This is a genomic window from Achromobacter aegrifaciens, from assembly GCF_902859965.1.
Lineage (GTDB): Bacteria > Pseudomonadota > Gammaproteobacteria > Burkholderiales > Burkholderiaceae_B > Achromobacter > Achromobacter aegrifaciens.
The window spans coordinates 174,049-189,714 of sequence record NZ_CADIKO010000004.1; the positions used below are offsets into that span (position 1 = coordinate 174,049).

The 15,666-nt window shown below is 67.8% G+C and carries 14 protein-coding genes; 4 read left to right on the forward strand and 10 right to left on the reverse strand.

Going from position 1 to position 15,666, the window contains the following annotated elements; all coding sequences use genetic code 11:
• Positions 1–7: 7 nt before the first annotated feature.
• The 8 genes from HV793_RS25370 to HV793_RS25405 form a co-directional block, all read right to left on the reverse strand.
• Positions 8–1,324: a malonyl-CoA decarboxylase domain-containing protein gene (locus tag HV793_RS25370; protein WP_175214119.1), complete on the reverse strand. Its 1,317-nt coding sequence runs from the start codon at positions 1,322–1,324 to the stop codon at positions 8–10.
• Positions 1,251–2,027: a GntR family transcriptional regulator gene (locus HV793_RS25375; RefSeq protein WP_175214120.1), complete on the reverse strand. Its 777-nt coding sequence runs from the start codon at positions 2,025–2,027 to the stop codon at positions 1,251–1,253. Before HV793_RS25375 ends, HV793_RS25370 begins: the two co-directional genes overlap by 74 nt.
• Positions 2,028–2,194: 167 nt before the next feature.
• Positions 2,195–2,965, reverse strand: a complete 771-nt coding sequence (locus HV793_RS25380; protein ID WP_059372341.1) for a class I SAM-dependent methyltransferase — start codon at positions 2,963–2,965, stop codon at positions 2,195–2,197.
• Between the two features lie 33 nt (positions 2,966–2,998).
• Complete coding sequence (locus HV793_RS25385) at positions 2,999–4,030, reverse strand: acyl-CoA dehydrogenase family protein (RefSeq protein WP_175181785.1); 1,032 nt, start codon at positions 4,028–4,030, stop codon at positions 2,999–3,001.
• A gap of 5 nt (positions 4,031–4,035) precedes the next feature.
• The gene (locus HV793_RS25390; RefSeq protein ID WP_175181784.1) at positions 4,036–5,223 is read right to left on the reverse strand and encodes an acyl-CoA dehydrogenase family protein; all 1,188 of its coding nucleotides are present in this window, start codon (positions 5,221–5,223) and stop codon (positions 4,036–4,038) included.
• Positions 5,224–5,227: 4 nt separating this feature from the next.
• Positions 5,228–6,196, reverse strand: a complete 969-nt coding sequence (locus HV793_RS25395; protein WP_175214121.1) for a Bug family tripartite tricarboxylate transporter substrate binding protein — start codon at positions 6,194–6,196, stop codon at positions 5,228–5,230.
• Between the two features lie 29 nt (positions 6,197–6,225).
• Positions 6,226–8,310, reverse strand: a complete 2,085-nt coding sequence (locus HV793_RS25400; RefSeq protein WP_175214122.1) for an acetate--CoA ligase family protein — start codon at positions 8,308–8,310, stop codon at positions 6,226–6,228.
• A complete protein-coding gene (locus HV793_RS25405; RefSeq protein WP_244958698.1) occupies positions 8,307–9,185 on the reverse strand; it encodes an enoyl-CoA hydratase in 879 nt (292 codons plus the stop codon). Before HV793_RS25405 ends, HV793_RS25400 begins: the two co-directional genes overlap by 4 nt.
• A gap of 112 nt (positions 9,186–9,297) precedes the next feature.
• Between HV793_RS25405 and HV793_RS25410 the strand changes: the two genes are divergently transcribed.
• Complete coding sequence (locus HV793_RS25410; RefSeq protein WP_175214123.1) at positions 9,298–10,068, forward strand: IclR family transcriptional regulator; 771 nt, start codon at positions 9,298–9,300, stop codon at positions 10,066–10,068.
• Positions 10,069–10,131: 63 nt separating this feature from the next.
• Here the strand turns inward: HV793_RS25410 and bktB are convergent, their stop codons facing one another.
• The gene (gene bktB, locus HV793_RS25415) at positions 10,132–11,313 is read right to left on the reverse strand and encodes a beta-ketothiolase BktB (RefSeq protein WP_054452951.1); all 1,182 of its coding nucleotides are present in this window, start codon (positions 11,311–11,313) and stop codon (positions 10,132–10,134) included.
• A gap of 155 nt (positions 11,314–11,468) precedes the next feature.
• Between bktB and HV793_RS25420 the strand changes: the two genes are divergently transcribed.
• A complete protein-coding gene (locus HV793_RS25420; protein ID WP_054452953.1) occupies positions 11,469–12,374 on the forward strand; it encodes a LysR family transcriptional regulator in 906 nt (301 codons plus the stop codon).
• A gap of 81 nt (positions 12,375–12,455) precedes the next feature.
• The gene (locus HV793_RS25425) at positions 12,456–12,896 is read left to right on the forward strand and encodes a CBS domain-containing protein (RefSeq protein WP_054452955.1); all 441 of its coding nucleotides are present in this window, start codon (positions 12,456–12,458) and stop codon (positions 12,894–12,896) included.
• Positions 12,897–12,926: 30 nt separating this feature from the next.
• Here HV793_RS25425 and HV793_RS25430 read toward each other — a convergent pair whose 3' ends face one another.
• Positions 12,927–13,691 (reverse strand): sulfite exporter TauE/SafE family protein, encoded by a 765-nt coding sequence (locus HV793_RS25430; RefSeq protein WP_054452957.1) that lies wholly within the window; start codon positions 13,689–13,691, stop codon positions 12,927–12,929.
• Positions 13,692–13,976: 285 nt separating this feature from the next.
• Here HV793_RS25430 and HV793_RS31180 point away from each other — a divergent pair, with 285 nt between their 5' ends.
• A complete protein-coding gene (locus HV793_RS31180) occupies positions 13,977–15,605 on the forward strand; it encodes an FxLYD domain-containing protein (protein WP_244958700.1) in 1,629 nt (542 codons plus the stop codon).
• The last annotated feature ends 61 nt before the right edge of the window (positions 15,606–15,666 follow it).

The window sequence follows — 15,666 nt, forward strand, 5'->3', positions numbered from 1 at the left end:
GCGACGCCTATGCCACCCGCCCCACGCCGCGGCTGACCTGGGGCTTGCCCTCGCCCAGCCGGGCCAGGTTGTCATCCAGCTCGTCGAGGTCGTAGAGGTAGTTCACCATCAAGCCGCAGGACTGCTTGAGTCCCTTGGGCGAGGTATCCGCGGCCCAATTGAGCCGTTCGATGCGCGCGCCATTGCCCAGGTGGAAACGCGCCACCGCGTCCACCGGCATGCCGTTCTTCATGGACTGCAGATAATTGGCTGTCAGGCGGAAACCCGCGCGCTTGACCACGTCGGCGGCCTTGCCCTGGGCCGCCTTGGCCAGGCGCGCAACCCAGCGCCGCCCGTCGGGCACGCCCTCGCGCTTGCGCGCCTTGGCGCGCACCTTGTCCTCGCGCACGATGGCCTCCACCGCCTCGGCGTCCAGCTTGCCCAGCCAGTCGGCGAAGCCCGGGATGGGCGACAGCGTGGCGAAGGACTTCAGCTTGGGCAGTTCATGCAGCAGCTGCTCCACCACGCGCTTGAGCAGGAAGTTGCCGAAGCTGATGCCCTTCAGGCCGGGTTGCGTGTTGGAGATGGAATAGAAGATGGCCCAGCGCGCCTTGTCCAGGTCCTGCGGCGGCAGGGTGCTGTCCAAAAGCACCTGCACGTTGTCGGCCATCTGGCTGGCGAAGGCGACTTCCACGAAGATGAGCGGCACGCCCGGCATCTGCGGATGGAAATAGGCGTAGCAGCGACGGTCCGGCGAAACGCGGCGGCGCAGGTCGTCCCAGGAGGTGATCTCGTGCACGGCTTCGTAAAGGATCAACTTTTCCAGTAGCGATGCAGGCGAATCCCAGGTCAGCGGCCGCAGTTCCAGCAGGCCCACGTCGAACCAGGCGGACAGCAGACCCTCGAGGTCCTTGTCCAGCATCTGAATGCCCGCCACCTGCTTGCGCCAGCGCAGCATGTCCGCGCGCAGCTCCACCAGGAAGCGCAGGCCCTGGGGCTGCGCATTGAAGCGCTTGAAGAGGCGCGCGCCCTCGCCGCCTTCGCCAGCGTAGCTGCCGCGCGCCTGCGCCAGCGCGGTCAGCATCAGCCGGCGGTCCTTGCCGTCCGCGGCGCTGTACTGCTCGCACCAGCGGCGGGCCAGCTTGTTGGCGGCCACGTCGGTCAGGCGCGCTTCGAACAAGCGCCGGACTTCGGATTCACTGGGCAGCCGGCCGCGTTCCCACAGCTTGCCCAGGCGGGACATCAGGCCCGCGCTTTCGGCGGCGGCCGCTTCATCGATGGCCTCGGCCTCGGGCCCAGGCGTGCGTGCGCCGCGCGCGGGCGCGAGATTGGCGGGTGCGGACATGGGCGGGCTCCTCGATGACGATGGGATCGGACGGCGCCGCATCGGCGGCGTCCGCATGGCTCAATGCGCGCAGCGCTTCCAGCTGGCGCATCAGGTGGTTGTGCGCGAGCGCCTGCGCGGCCTCGCTGTCGTGCGCCTTGAGCGCTTCGAATATGGCCAGGTGCTCGGCGCAGGACTGCTGGATGCGGCCGGGCTGGGACAGGCTGCGGTGGCGCGACAGGCTCAGCACCTTGCGCAGATTGCCCACCATGTCCGACAGCCATTGGTTGCCGGCCAGGGCCTGCACCGCTTCGTGGATCAGGTAGTTGGTCTTGTAGTAGGCATCGATGCGGCCAGCCTGGGCATGGCCCGCCAGCGCCGCGTGCAGGGGTTCAAGCTCGGCCAATTGGGCATCGCTGGCCTTGCGCGCGGCCTCGAAGGCGCAGCGCCCTTCCAGCATGGCCATCAGCGGGAAGATGTCTTCCAGGTCTTGCGCCGAGAGTTCATTGACGAAGCAGCCGCGGCGCGGCTCCAGCCGCACCAGCCCCTCGGTGGCCAGCACCTTGAGCGCCTCGCGCAAAGGGGTGCGGGAGATGCCCAGCTCGCCCGCCAGGCGCAATTCGTCTATCCATTCGCCGTTGCGCAGGGAACGCGCGTGGATCATGCCGCGCAGGCGATCCGCGACTTCCAGGTAGAGGGCTTGCCGGACGATGGGAAGGGTCATGGGTCAGCGGCCTGGACTGCACCGTAATTCATAATTATGAATAAGACCATGATAGTGCTGGATGCGGGAAAAAGAAAACCCCTTGCTCCTCGGTAGCTACCCTAGGAATAAAAAGGGCCTCCGGCATCCGGAGGCCCTTCGATTCATCCCGAAAAAAGGGGACAAAATCAGAAGTGCAGCACCCCATCGACCGCGTGGCGGGTCAGGGAGCGGGCCCAGCGGCGCGCCGGCAGGCCGTATTTGGCCTCCACCACCTCGGCCCTGGCCAACAGCTCGGCGGGGGTGACTTCCAGGCGCGGGCCGGAGAACGCCAGCACGATCTGGTTGCCCGCCTCGACCTCGGGCAGCAGCACGATGCGATCGTCGAAGGCCTTGGACAGGTTGTCGATGTTCTTGCCGAAGCTCTCGTGGCGGCCGAACAGGTTCACCGCCAGCACGCCGACCTCGCCCAGCACGCGGCGGCAGTCGCGGTAGAACTTGACGCTGTCGCGCACCGGTCCCTCGGCCATGGCGTCGTACAAGTCCACCATCAGCACCGGGCAACGCCCCGCGTTGAGCGGATCGGCCACCCAGGCGCCGGCGTCGGCGTGTTCGACTTCGAGGCGGTTCGCGCCGGGCAGGCGGAAGAACATATGGCAAGCCGCCGTCACCCGCGGATTCCATTCCACCGCCAGCAAGGGGCTGCGCGTGTGCTTCACGCAGTAGCGCGCCAGCGAGCCGGCGCCCAGGCCCAGCATGCCGATGGCTTCGTCCTTGGGCGGCTCCAGGAACAGCAGCCAGGCCATCATCTGGGCGGTGTACTCGAGCACCAGCTCCGACGGGTTCTTGATGCGCATGGCGCCCTGGACCCAGACGGTGTTGAAGTGCAGATAGCGGACGCCGTCCACCTCGGACAGGGTCGGCTGGTCCAGCTCGGAAGGAAAGTTCGATTTATGCATGGCGGCGATTGTAGGTCGGACGCCGCCTCTGCGTCAGGCGGCCAGCCGGCCGTCCCCGCTCTCCCAGATGCGTTCCAGCAGTTCCGCGCGGGACGTTTCGGCTTGCAGGCCGGCCGCCAGCCGCAGCACCCGCTTCAGGTAAAGGTGCGCATCGCACTCCCAGGTGACGCCCAACGCGCCGTGGACCTGGATGGCGTTCTGCGCCGCGCGCCGGCCCGCCTCCACCGCAAGCAATGGCGCGAACAGGCTGTCGCGTTCCGCCGAAGCCGCGCCCGCGTCATGCGCCGCAACCGCTGCCACGCCCGCCAGCCTGGCGTCGTCCAGGGCCATCCAGTCTTCCGCCAGCCGGTGCTTGATCGCCTGGTTGGCGCCGATGGCGCGGTCGAACTGCCGGCGTTCGCGTGCATGGGCCGCCGCCATGTCCAGCGCGGCCGAGGCAGCGCCCAGCAGCTCCGCCGAACGCAACAGGCGCAGGCGCGTCCGCAGGCGCTCCCAGGTTCCCGCCTCGACCTCCAGATCGACGCTGTCCAGCAATTGCGGGCGGGTCACACGCGCCACCGGCATGGTGGGATCGAGCCGCGCCTCGCCGGATACGGGCGCCAGCGCCTCCAGGCGCAGGGCGGTGGCGCTCAAGCGCCGCACGGCCAGTGCACGCACGCCCTCGCCCGCGCCTTCGATGAAGACCGATCCGTCGGGACGCACGGCAGCGTCAGCAAAGTAGGTGTCGCCCGCCATCACGGCGGCAGCCCATCCCGCGGCCGGCCCCGCCGCGCACAGGGTCGGCAGTATCGCCATGTTGGCCGCCAGCGGCAGGCTCAACAGGTGCCGCCCGGCGGCTTCGGCCACGATCCAGGCTTCGCGCATGCCCAGCCCCAGTCCGTCCTGCGCGGCCGGCGCCAGCAACGCCGGCCAGCCCTGGGCGGCGATCTCGCGCCATTGCGCCAGGCGCGCTTCATAGGGTTTGCCGGCCGCGGCGCGTGCCGTGGCGGGCGGATGGCGGTCGGCCAGAAAGCGCCGGGCCGCGTCGTCCAGCATGCGCTGGTCTTCGGTCGGATGCAGATCCATGAGGTTCAAGCCTTGGGCAGGCCGAGCATCTGCTCGGCGATGATATTGCGCTGGATTTCGGAGGTGCCGGCCAATATGGTTTCGGCGCGCGACCACAGATAGGCATGCGTCAGTTCGGCGGCATGCGCGTCGCTCGCGTCGTCCGCCAGGCAGGCATCCTCGCCCAGCAGTTGCAGCGACAGTTCCAGCAGCCGCTGATGCGCTTCGCTCCAATGGATCTTGGTGGAAGACCCCTCGGGCCCCGGCGGATCGCCGCGCATCGCGCCGGCCAGCGCGCGCTGCGACTTCAACGCCAGCACATGGCTGTCGGCCGCGAGCCGCGCCCACTGATGGCGCACCGCCGCCGAGGACGCCGGAACGTGGCCGTAGGCGTCGGCGCGCAACGCCAGTTCGCGCACCTGGCGCAGTTCCTGCGCGAAGCGCACCAGCCGCGGGATGAAGTAGGTGCCGCGCTCGAAGCTGGCCGCGGCCATGGCGATTTTCCAGCCCTGGTTCGGCGCACCTAGCAGGCAGTCTTCAGGCACGAACACATCCTCGAAGAACACCTCGCAGAATTCGGCCTCGCCCGTGATCTGCCGGATCGGTTCGACCCGCACGCCCGGGCTGCGCATGTCCACCAGCAGGAAGCTCAGCCCCTTGTGCCTGGGCGCCTGCGCATCGGTGCGCGCCAGCACGAAGCACCATTGCGCGCGGTCGGCGAACGAGGTCCAGATCTTGTGGCCGTTCAAGCGATAGCCGCCCGGCGCCGCCTCCGCCCGCGTGCGCACCGACGCCAGGTCGGAGCCGGCGCCCGGTTCCGAATAGCCCTGGCACCAGACCTCGCGGTTCGACAGGATGCCGGGCAAAAAGCGGCGCTTCTGCGCCTCGGTGCCGAAATGCAGCAGCGTCGGCGCCAGGATGCCGTGCCCGATCAGGTTCACGCCCAGCGGCGCGCCGCAGCGCGCGTGCTCTTCGTGGAACACTGCCTGCCGCGACAGCGGCAGGGCGCGGCCCCCGTGCTCCTTGGGCCAGCCCAAACCGGACCAGCCGTTGGCGCACAGGGTGTCTTCCCATGCCCGCCGGAAATCAAGGTTGCGCGGCTCGGCCCCGCCCGGCCAATCCTTGACGAAACCGGCGTAGGCCGATGCCAGCCAGCCGCGCAAGTCCAGGCGGAACGCCTCGTCTTCCCGCGCGGCGCTTTCCAACTGCGTCATGCCATTACTCCAGGCGGATGTTCGAATCGCGCGCGACCTTGGCCCACGTGGCCACGTCCTGGCGGATGAAAGCGGCGAAGGTCTTGGGATCGCTGCCGATGATGTCCAGGCCCAGGCCCGTGAATTGCGCCTTGACGTCGGGCTGCTGCAGGATCTGCGCGAGATTGCTGTAGATCTTGTCCACCACCGGCTGCGGCGTACGCGCCGGCGCCACCAGGCCCAGCCAGGGCATGGCGGAATAGCCCGGCAGGCCCGAGGCCGCGACGGTCGGCAGATCCGGCACCGAGGCCGAGGGCTGGGCGGTAGTCACCGCCAGCACGCGCAGCTTGCCGTCCTTCACGAAGGGGCCGGACGAGGCCCAGGCGTCGAACATGACCTGCAGGCGGCCCGCCACCAGATCGTTGAGCGCTGGCGCGCTGCCCTTGTACGGAATGTGCGTCATCTGCACGCCCGCCATGCTGTTGAAGAGTTCGGCTTCCAGATGGGTCGAGCTGCCGGTGCCGACCGAACCGTAGCTGACCTTGCCCGGATTCGCCTTCAGGTAGGCGATCAGCTCGCCCACGTTCTTGGCCGGCACCGAGGGATGCACTTCCAGCACGTGCACCACCGAGGCCACCTGGCTGATGGGCGCGAAGTCCTTGATCGGGTCGTAGTTCACCTTGGCGTAGATGCTGGGCGCGATGCCCAGCGACGAAGCCGCCATCAGCAAGGTATAGCCGTCGGGTTCGGCGCGCGACACGTAGTCGGACGCGATCATGGTGCCGCCGCCCGGCTTGTTTTCCACGATTACCGGCTGGCCCAGCTTGCCGCTGAGCTTTTCCGCCAGCAGGCGGCTCATGATGTCGGTCGCGCCTCCTGGCGAGAACGGCACCACGATGCGTATCGGACGGTTGGGATAGCTGTCCTGGGCCATGGCCGGACCCGTGACGCCGATGCAAGCCAGCGCGACGCCGGCCAATAGTTTCTTCATCATGCTTGTCTCCTCCTGGGATGGATTGCGCGCTAGGCGCTACGGGTTGCGGGCAGGATCAGCGCGTCCAATACCGCAACGCCCTGTCCAGCCTCTTTGATCAGCAATGGATTGACTTCGATTTCCGCCACATGCGCGGGCGCGGCAAGCAAGGCATTGCCCACGGCCACGATGCTGCGGCACGCGGCCGCCACGTCGGCCTGGGGCTTGCCGCGATAACCGTCAAGCAGCGCGTAGGCCTTGAGCTCCTGCAGCATTTGCAGCGCAATGTCCTCGTCCACCGGCAGCAGGCGATGGCTGGTGTCCTGGTACAGCTCGGTCAATACCCCGCCCAGCCCCACGGTCAGCACCGGACCGAAGACGGCATCGCGCGTGGCGCCGACAATGATCTCGGCCACGCCGCGCTCCATCTTCTGCACCATCACGCCGTCGATCCGCGCCCCTGGCTGCGCCGCGGCCGCCGCCCGCGTCACCTCGCCGTACGCGCGGCGCACGGCGTCGTCGTCGGCCAGGTTCAGCGCCACGCCGCCCGCCTCGGTCTTGTGGGCGATGTCGGCGCTCAGTATCTTCAGGGCAACCGGATATCCGGCCTCCCGCGCCTGCGCGACGGCTTCATCCGCGTTCGCGGCCACCTTGGTCCGTGCTTGCGGCAGGCCGAAAGCAGCCACGTACCCGCGCGCATCCGCTTCATTGCAGGGCACAGCCGGCACCGCTGGCGCGTCCCGTTGCGGCGCCGCCGCGATGCGCTTGGCGCCGCGCGCCTCGCACCACAGCAGGTAAGGCGCCAGGGCCGCGACCGCGAGACCCAAGTCCTCGAACACGGCCACCTCGGCGTCGCGCAAGGCCGCGCGGCTCTGGGCCAGGCCGGTATCGATGGCGACGAACAGGCGCTTGTGCCGGCGCGACACGTCCGTCAGCGCGTCGGCCATGCGGTCCAGCATGTAGCCGGGCGCATACACGACGACGGCGTCGATCGCATCGGTGGTGGCCAGCCCTTCCAGCACGGTATGCACAAAGGCGGGATCGTTGACCACGTTGCCGGTCACGTCCACCGGATTGCCGACCATGCCGTAGTCGGGAATCCCGCCGCGCAGTACCGCCTGCAGGTCCGGCGGCAGATCGGGCAACTCCAGTCCTGCGCCGATGAACTTGTCCGCCAGGATGGCGCCCAGCGCGCCCGACATGGTCAGCACCGCGACGCGCTTGCCCGCCGAGCGGTGACGCAGCGTGGCCAGGCTGGCCAGATGCGCCATCTGCGCGAAATCGGTGGCCTCGATCACATTCAATTGGCGGAAGGCAGCCCCGTACACGCGCCGGTCCCCGGCCAGCGCCGAGGTATGCGACTGTACCGCCTGCGCGCCCTTGTCCGTGGTGCCGGCCTTCAGCGCGATCAGCAACTTGCCCTGGCGCTCCAGTTCGCGGCAGGCGCGCTTGAAGCGCTCGCCATCGCGCAACTGTTCTATGTAGCCCAGGACGATTTCCGTCTGCGGGTCGGCCGCCAGGTACTCCAGGTATTGCGAGAAATCCAGGCAGGCTTCGTTGCCGGTGTTGATGAAATGCGAGAACGGCAGGTCCAGCCGGCGCGCGATCGCGTACACCGCCGCGCACACGTTGCCGCTTTGCGTCAGCAGGCTGACCTTGCCCGGCCCCGTCTGCGCCGGCGCGGTCTTGAAGACCGAGGCGAACGCCGTGTAGGCCTGCGTGTTCAGGTTGGCGAAGCCCATGCAATTCGGGCCCGCCACGGCCATGCCGCTTTCGGCCACAAAGGCCTCCAGCTCGTCCTGCAGGCGCGCGCCCTCGCCGCCCGCTTCGGCAAAGCCCGCGGCGTAGACGATGGCGGCGCGCACGCCCTTTGCGTGGCAGCGGCGCAGCATGGGCGTGACGTCCGCGGCCGCGATGGCCAGCACCGCCAGGTCCACCGCCTCGGGCACGGACTCGATGTCCGGCCAGCAGCGGCGGCCGAAGACTTCCTGGTACTTCGGATTCACGGGATAGATGCCGCCCGCATAGCCGAAGCGCGTCAGCAGATCCAGCGGCATGCCGCCGATGCGCCCTGCGTCGGCGCTGGCGCCGATCATCGCGATGGAGCGCGGGTTGAGCAAGGGGTCCAGAGTCATGCTGCCTCACCCGTTTTGCCGCCGGGCCGCCCCAAGGCAAAAGGCGCCCCCTCGGGGGGCAGCGCGCTTGCGTCGCGTGGGGGCATTTGCTTATTGCGCTGGATGGCTTGCGCCAGGCCGCGTGCACGGACGGCCTGGAACTCCTCGCTCAGATGCGACAGCTGGTGCGTATCGAAATGCGCCGACAGAGCGGTGCGGAAGCCCTGTGCGTCCGCGGTGCGGTTCAGCGAACGCTTGATGAGGCGCAGGCCGAAAGGCGGCGCCTGCGCGATGCGCTGCGCCAGCGCCAGGGTCGCGGCGTCCAGCTCGGCCTCGGGCACCACGCGGTTCACCATGCCGATGCGCAGCGCTTCCTGCGCGTCCACCTTTTCGCCGGTGTAGAGCATTTCCTTGGCCTTGCGCAGCCCCATGACCCAGGGATGGATCAGCACCTCGGTGGCGGCGGCCGCCAGCGTGTGGCCGACGGGATCCGAAAAATAGGCGGTGTCGGAGCACACCACCAGATCGCACATATTGGCGATCATGAAACCGCCCGCCACGCAGGCGCCCTGCACCTGCGCCACCGTCGGTTTGGGAAAGTCCCAGATGCGCATGCAATAGCCGTAGTAGCGGCGCGACTCGTAATCCCAGCGCTCCTCCACCGTGAAGTCGGCGCGTTTGGCCTGGGCTTCCTTCAGGTCATGGCCCGCGGAAAAGTGCGCGCCGCGCCCGGCCAACACCACGACCCGCACCGAGTCGTCCTGTTCTGCGCGCGTCAACGCGTCATCCAGTTCGTCCAGCATCTGCTGGCTTTGGGCATTGCGCGCGGATTCGCGCGCCAGGCTGATGCGGCATACCGAGTCGTGCCGCTCGACGGCCAGGGTGGCGTATTCCATGGTCTCCTCGTCCTTGTTCTGCCGCGCCTTGAGAGGCGGCGCGGTCGACTGGATTGAATTAACGCACCTGGAATCCTAAAATACAAAATATTCAATCAATATTTCCCACATTATGAACAACAGTGGATCCACAGGCGGTACCCAGAGCATGCGGCGCGCCCTCGGCCTGCTGCGCGTACTGGCGCAGCACCAGGAAGACGGCATAGACCTGCAAGGCGTCATGGCCGAGGCCGGACTGGAACGCTCCACCGCGCACCGGCTGCTCAGTTGCCTGCTGGAAGAGCAATTCGCCGAGCGCGACGCCACAACCCGGCGCTACCGCCTGGGCGTGGATTCCATGCAACTGGGATTCGCGGCGCTGCGGCGCACGCCGCTCCTGGACGCGCTGCGTCCGTTTGCGCAGAAGCTCGCGCGCCTGTCGGGCGACACGGTGTTCCTGGTGATACGCCAGGGCGACTACGCCCTGTGCCTGCTGCGCGAGGCTGGCTCGTTCCCCGTCAAGGTATTCACCATCGACCAGGGGGAGCGGCGTCTTCTGGGCGTGGGCGCGGGCGGCCTGGCGCTGATGGCCACCCTGCACGACGAGGAAATCGCCGCGCTGTACGCGCGGCACTCCGCCACTTACGCGCAGATCGGCGCATCCAGCGCTGCCCTGATGAAATCGGTCAGGCAGGCGCGCGCAGCGGGCTATTCGGAAATCGTGGACACCATCACGCCCGGCGTGTCGGGCGTGGGCGTGGCGTTCCGGGTGTCGGAACTGACCTGGGTGGCATTCAGCTTCGGCGCGATCAGCAGCCGGCTGGACGCGCCGCGGCGGGCGCAGATGGGCGCGCTGCTGCGCGCCGAATGCCAGGCGTGGGCCCAGGACTACCTGGAAAAATAAAGCCCCCTCGCGCAGCGAGGGGGCAGTCTTGCAGCCGGGCGCCCAGAGGCGCCCCTAGGCGCTTCAGATCCGCTCGAAGATGGCGGCAATGCCCTGGCCGCCGCCGATGCACATGGTCACCAGCGCGTAGCGCCCGCCCACGCGCTGCAGTTCGTGCAGCGCCTTGACGGTGATGATCGCGCCGGTGGCGCCGATGGGGTGGCCCAGGCCGATGCCGCTGCCGTTGGGGTTCACCTTGGCCGGATCCAGCTTCAGTTCGCGCGACACCGCGCAGGCTTGCGCCGCGAACGCTTCGTTGGCTTCGATCACGTCCAGCTGATCCACCGTCAGGCCGGCGCGCTTGAGCGCGGCCTGCGTGGCCGGCACAGGACCGATGCCCATGATGTTGGGGTCCACGCCCGCGTGGGCATAGGCCACCAGGCGCGCCAGCGGCTTGACGCCGCGCTTGGCCGCGACCGAGGCGTTCATCAGCACCACGGCGCCCGCGCCGTCGTTCAGGCCCGAGGCGTTGCCCGCCGTCACCGTGCCGTTTTCCTTCTGGAACACCGGCTTCAGGCCCGCAAGGTTTTCGGCCGTGACGTCGCGGCGCACATGCTCATCGGTGTCGAACACCACTTCGCCCTTGCGCGACTTCATGACCACCGGCACGATCTGGTCGCGGAAGTAGCCCGCGTCGATGGCGGCCGCGGCGCGGCGATGCGATTCCGCGGCCACGGCGTCCTGGTCCTGGCGGCTGATGCCGAACTTGGCCGCCACGTTCTCGGCGGTCACGCCCATGTGCATGCGGCCGAACGGATCCGACAGCGCGCCGGTCATCATGTCCAGCATCACGCTATCGCCCATGCGCGCGCCCCAGCGCTGCGCCGGCGCGATGTACGGCGCGCGGCTCATGCTTTCGGCGCCCGCGCCGATGGCGATTTCGGCATCGCCCAGCATGATGGTCTGCGCAGCCGACACGATGGCCTGCAAGCCCGAACCGCAAAGGCGGTTGACGTTGAAGGCGGGGGTTTCCTTGGCGATGCCGGCGTTCATGGCCGCCACGCGCGACAGGTACATGTCGCGGGGTTCGGTGTTGATGACGTGGCCCACGGCGACGTGCCCGACCTCATCGCCCTTGACGGCGGCGCGTTCCAGCGCGGCCTTGATGACGGTTGCGCCCAGGTCGCACGGCGGCACGTCTTTCAGCGCGCCCCCGAAATCGCCGATAGCGGTGCGGACGGCGGACGCGACGATGACTTCATTCATGGTGTTTCCTCCTTGTAATGCGTTCCATCATACCGCCGCCGTCTTGTGCCCGGGGCTGGCGCGGCGTGAATGCCCGATACCGAAGGGATAGCACCAATACCCCTATCGATACGAACTTCATATCATCCATGCCCAATGCCATCTGGAGCGCCCGCATGGATTTCCGTCATCTGCAGCAGTTCCTGGTCCTGGCCGAAACGCTGAATTTCCACCGCGCTGCCGAAAAACTGCACATGTCGCAGCCGCCCCTGTCCGTCTCGATACGCAAGCTCGAAGAGATGGTGGGAGTGCCGCTGTTCCTGCGCGGACGCCAGGGGGTGAAACTCACCGAAGCCGGCCTGGCCGCGCTGGACGAGGCGCGCCGCGCCCTGTTTCATGCCGAACAGTTCCGGCAGGCGGCGCGCGCCGGCGCCGCGGGCGAAGGCGGCACCGTGCGCATCGGTTTCGTGGGCTCGGCCACGCACGGCGTGCTGCCGCGCATCCTGCCGCAGTTCCGGCAACGCTATCCCGGCGTCACCGTGGTGCTGCGCGAAGCCACCTCCATACGCATCATGCAGGAACTCGAGGAAGACACGCTGGAGATCGGCATCGTGCGCGTGCCGGTGGCGATGGGATCGAACGTGCGGCTCGCGCCGCTGACGACCGAGAACTTCGCGCTGGCCGTGCCCAAGACGCATCCGCTGGCGCGGCGCGGCCGCATCCGCCTGGCGGACCTGGCCGACGAGGCCTTCATCATGTACACCGCCACCGAGGCTGCCGGCCTGCGCATGGCCGCCATCAACGCCTGCCAGCTACGCGGCTTCACGCCCCGCATCACGCAGGAGGCGGTGCAGGTGCAGACGCTGCTCAGCCTGGTGGAAAGCGGCCTGGGCGTGGCCCTGGTACCGGCCGGCGGCCGGCGCCTGCCCGGCACCAACGTCGTCTACAAGACGCTGGCCGATTTTCCCGCGGATGCAACGATCGGCATTTCGCTGGCATGGAACCCCGCGACCGAACGCAGCGCCACGCGCAACCTGCGCGAAATGGCCAGTCAGGCGTTCCGGGACAAGAACGCGAAATAAGCGCGCCGCTTGCGGCAACACGGCCGCCAGGCTTAGGATGGAGCATGGGTTTTATCCTCACCAGCGATCCGGGAGCGCATCGTGAAGACAGTTGCTGAGATACTCAGGGAAAAAGCCAATCATTCCGTCGTGACGGTTTCGCCCGACGCGTCGGTTTTCGAAGCCGTCAGAATCATGGCGGAACGCAGCATCGGCGCCGTGGTGGTGGTCCAGGGCGACGCGGTGCTGGGCATGCTGACCGAGCGCGACTACGCCCGCAAGATCGTGCTGCAGGACCGCTCCTCGCGTACCACGAAGGTGCGCGACATCATGACCGATTCCGTCTACTACGTCAGCCGCGCGGACACGCGCGAACACTGTATGGCGATGATGACGGAACGCCACTTCCGTCATCTGCCTGTCATCGAGGACGGCAAGCTGGTCGGCCTGCTTTCCATCGGCGACCTGGTCAAGGACGTCATGAGCGAACAGAAGTTCATCATCCACGAACTCGAACGCTACATCACCGGCGAACGCGGCTGACGCCGCGCGGTCCATGCGACGGACTCGCGGCTAGCCCGCCGCGAGCGCCTTGAATGCCGGCACGATCAAACCCATGCCGGCCGCCAGCAACAGCACGAACACCATGCGCTTGACGGTCTTCATCGAGCCCGCCGTGCTGTAGCGGCGAGCCACCCAGGTGACGCCGATCACAACCGGCAACGCCAGCAGACTCAACCAGAACGACGAGGCCATGAAGGCCCCCTGCCCGGTCACGAGCGCCAGGCGCACGACCGCGTTAAGCGAAAACAGAATCAGCAGGCTGTTGCGGATGGCGGCCAGCGGCAGGGGCTGGCGGTACAGGTGATAGACCATGGGCGGACCCGCGCTGGAAAACAATCCGCCCAGCACGCCGGAAATCGCGCCGAAGAACACGAACGAACCGCGCGAGGACACATGCGCCAGCGGCTGCGCACGCGCGATCAACAGCACCGCGCAGCCCAGGATGGTGCAGCCCAAAAGCAGTTGCAGCAGCACGCCCATGGAGCCGCTGATCCAGGCCAGCGCCGCCACGCCCGCCCCCACGCCGACCAGGCTGCTGGCCATCGCGGGCCGCATCAGCGACCAGTTCACCTGCGGCTTGGCGCGTGCCAGCGTCACGGCCGCGTTCACCAGCGACAGCACGCTGACCACGTTGGCCACTTCGGACACGGAAGCCAGCTGGAACACGCCCGACAGGCCCAACAGCACCAGCCCGAAGGCGAAGCCCGTCATGGTCTGCGCATAGGTGGCGAGCGCCACGCAGGCGAGGAACAGCAAATATTGGGAAATGCTCATGCTAATGGGAGAGCCTGACCTGCCTCGGCTCTGCCCGGAGCGGCGCGTTGCGCGGCGCGGGAGCGGATCGACGGGGAACAGCGTTAGGGGTTTGGGATCGGGTTTTTTCCGCCGGCGATCATAGCACCGGGACGCGCCGACTCACACTTTGTCACAACTGGATGCGCTCGTGCACCATGACCGGCGCGCCCTGCCGCTATCCTTGCCGCCCTGTAAATCCCTTGCGCCTTGCTCCCGCCGCGCCATCCGCCGCGCCGTCTGGATACGGCGCGCACGGCTGCGAGAATGACGCCCAAACAGACCACGATCAACACGGTGACGCTGACCTGCTCGACCTGCGGCAGCGCCCAATTCACCAAGCTGGACACCAACGAATACCGCTGCAGCCATTGCCACGCGGTCACGCTGGTCGAAGACAACGTCGCCCAACGGCTGGAGAAGATCCTGCGCAGGATGCAGCAGCCGGCTCCCAAGCCGCAGCTCGGTCCGCGCGCCATCGCGGCGGTGGCAGTCGCCGTCGCCGCCGTAATCGCCGTGCCTTTGGTCGCCTCCATGATCGGGTCCAAACCGACCGTCACACGGCAGCCGCCTGCGCCGCCTCCCATCGACGCCTCGCTGGTCAAGCTGACGGACGTGCAGGAGATCCGGGTCCGCGACCGCACGCAGCTGGTCATGATCATGCGCAACGAGACGGGCAAGAAGATCGACGTGCCGCGCGTCACGGCTTCGTTCTTCCAGGGCGACCTGTCGCTGCCGTCGAACTCCGGCTCGGCGCCGGCGCGTTCGCTGCAGCCGGGCGAGTACACACCTGTCATCATCTCCACGCCCAGCCAGGCCTACAGCCGCTATACGCTGCAGGTCTCGCAGCCGACGCTGGCGCGGGACAGGAACAACGACGTGGCCGCCAGCAAGGTGCAGCTAGTGCGCAACGACGGTGCCTACCGCCTGGTCGGCCTCTTGAAGAACAACGGCGCCAACGAAGCCAACAGCAGCCAGATCACGGTGATGCTGTACGGCGAGGACGGCAAGCTGATCGGCACCGGCAACGGCTACGGCGCCGCCAGCCCGCTGGCGCCGAACGCGCTGACCTCCTTTGACGTGCGCTGCGAGATGCTGACCGAGGGCCGGGTCGCCTCCTACGACTACATGGTGCAAAGCGAGACCCACACCGCAGCGTCTGCCGCGTCCAAGGCGGAAACGCCCGCCAGCCGCATCGTGCGCGTCAGCCCGGCCGACCCGCGAATCATCGAGCACGTGCGCCTGACGACCGCGGAACTGCTGGATCCGGACTTCGCGCTGTTCGACGCCAGCGCGCTCAAGCTGTCCGCGCCGCGCCGCCTGCTCGACGAGATCGAGCGCCCGGTCCTGTACGCCGAACTGGTCAACACCAGCGACCAGTACGTCGTCCTGTCGCCGAAAGCCAACATTACGGTGTTCGACGGTTCCAACCGGCTGGACCTGCGCCAGAGCTGGAGCCTGCCGGCGCGCCTGTACCCCGGCGAGCGGGTGCCGGTGGCGTTGACCGGCCGCGTCGACCGCTATACCGAGGTCAAGACCGACTGGCTGCCCGCCAAGCGCGCCGCCCTGCCCGGCCCGCGCCCCAAGCTAGCGGTCACGGTCGAGAACACCGAGGCCCAGGTCGGCACCGGCACCCTGAACTTCACCCACCGCTTCCGCTACAAGTACGTGACCGTGCACGGCCGCGTGCGCAATGACAGCCAGGCCGAGGTCGAGAACGTCAAGGTCTGGATCAGCCTTTACGACGCCCAGGACAAGCTGACCGGCGCGGTTTTCCAGGAATTGCGGCTGCCCAAGCTCAAGCCGGAGGAAAGCGCGCCGTTCCAGGTCGACGTCAAGCAATACGGCGGCAACTTCGCCCGGGTGGGCGTGGTGTACGACGCCGGGCCGCGCTAGGGTGCCGTCCTGCGTCGCCCTTAAGCAACAGCTATGGGCTCAAGTCTTATATAAGATATAA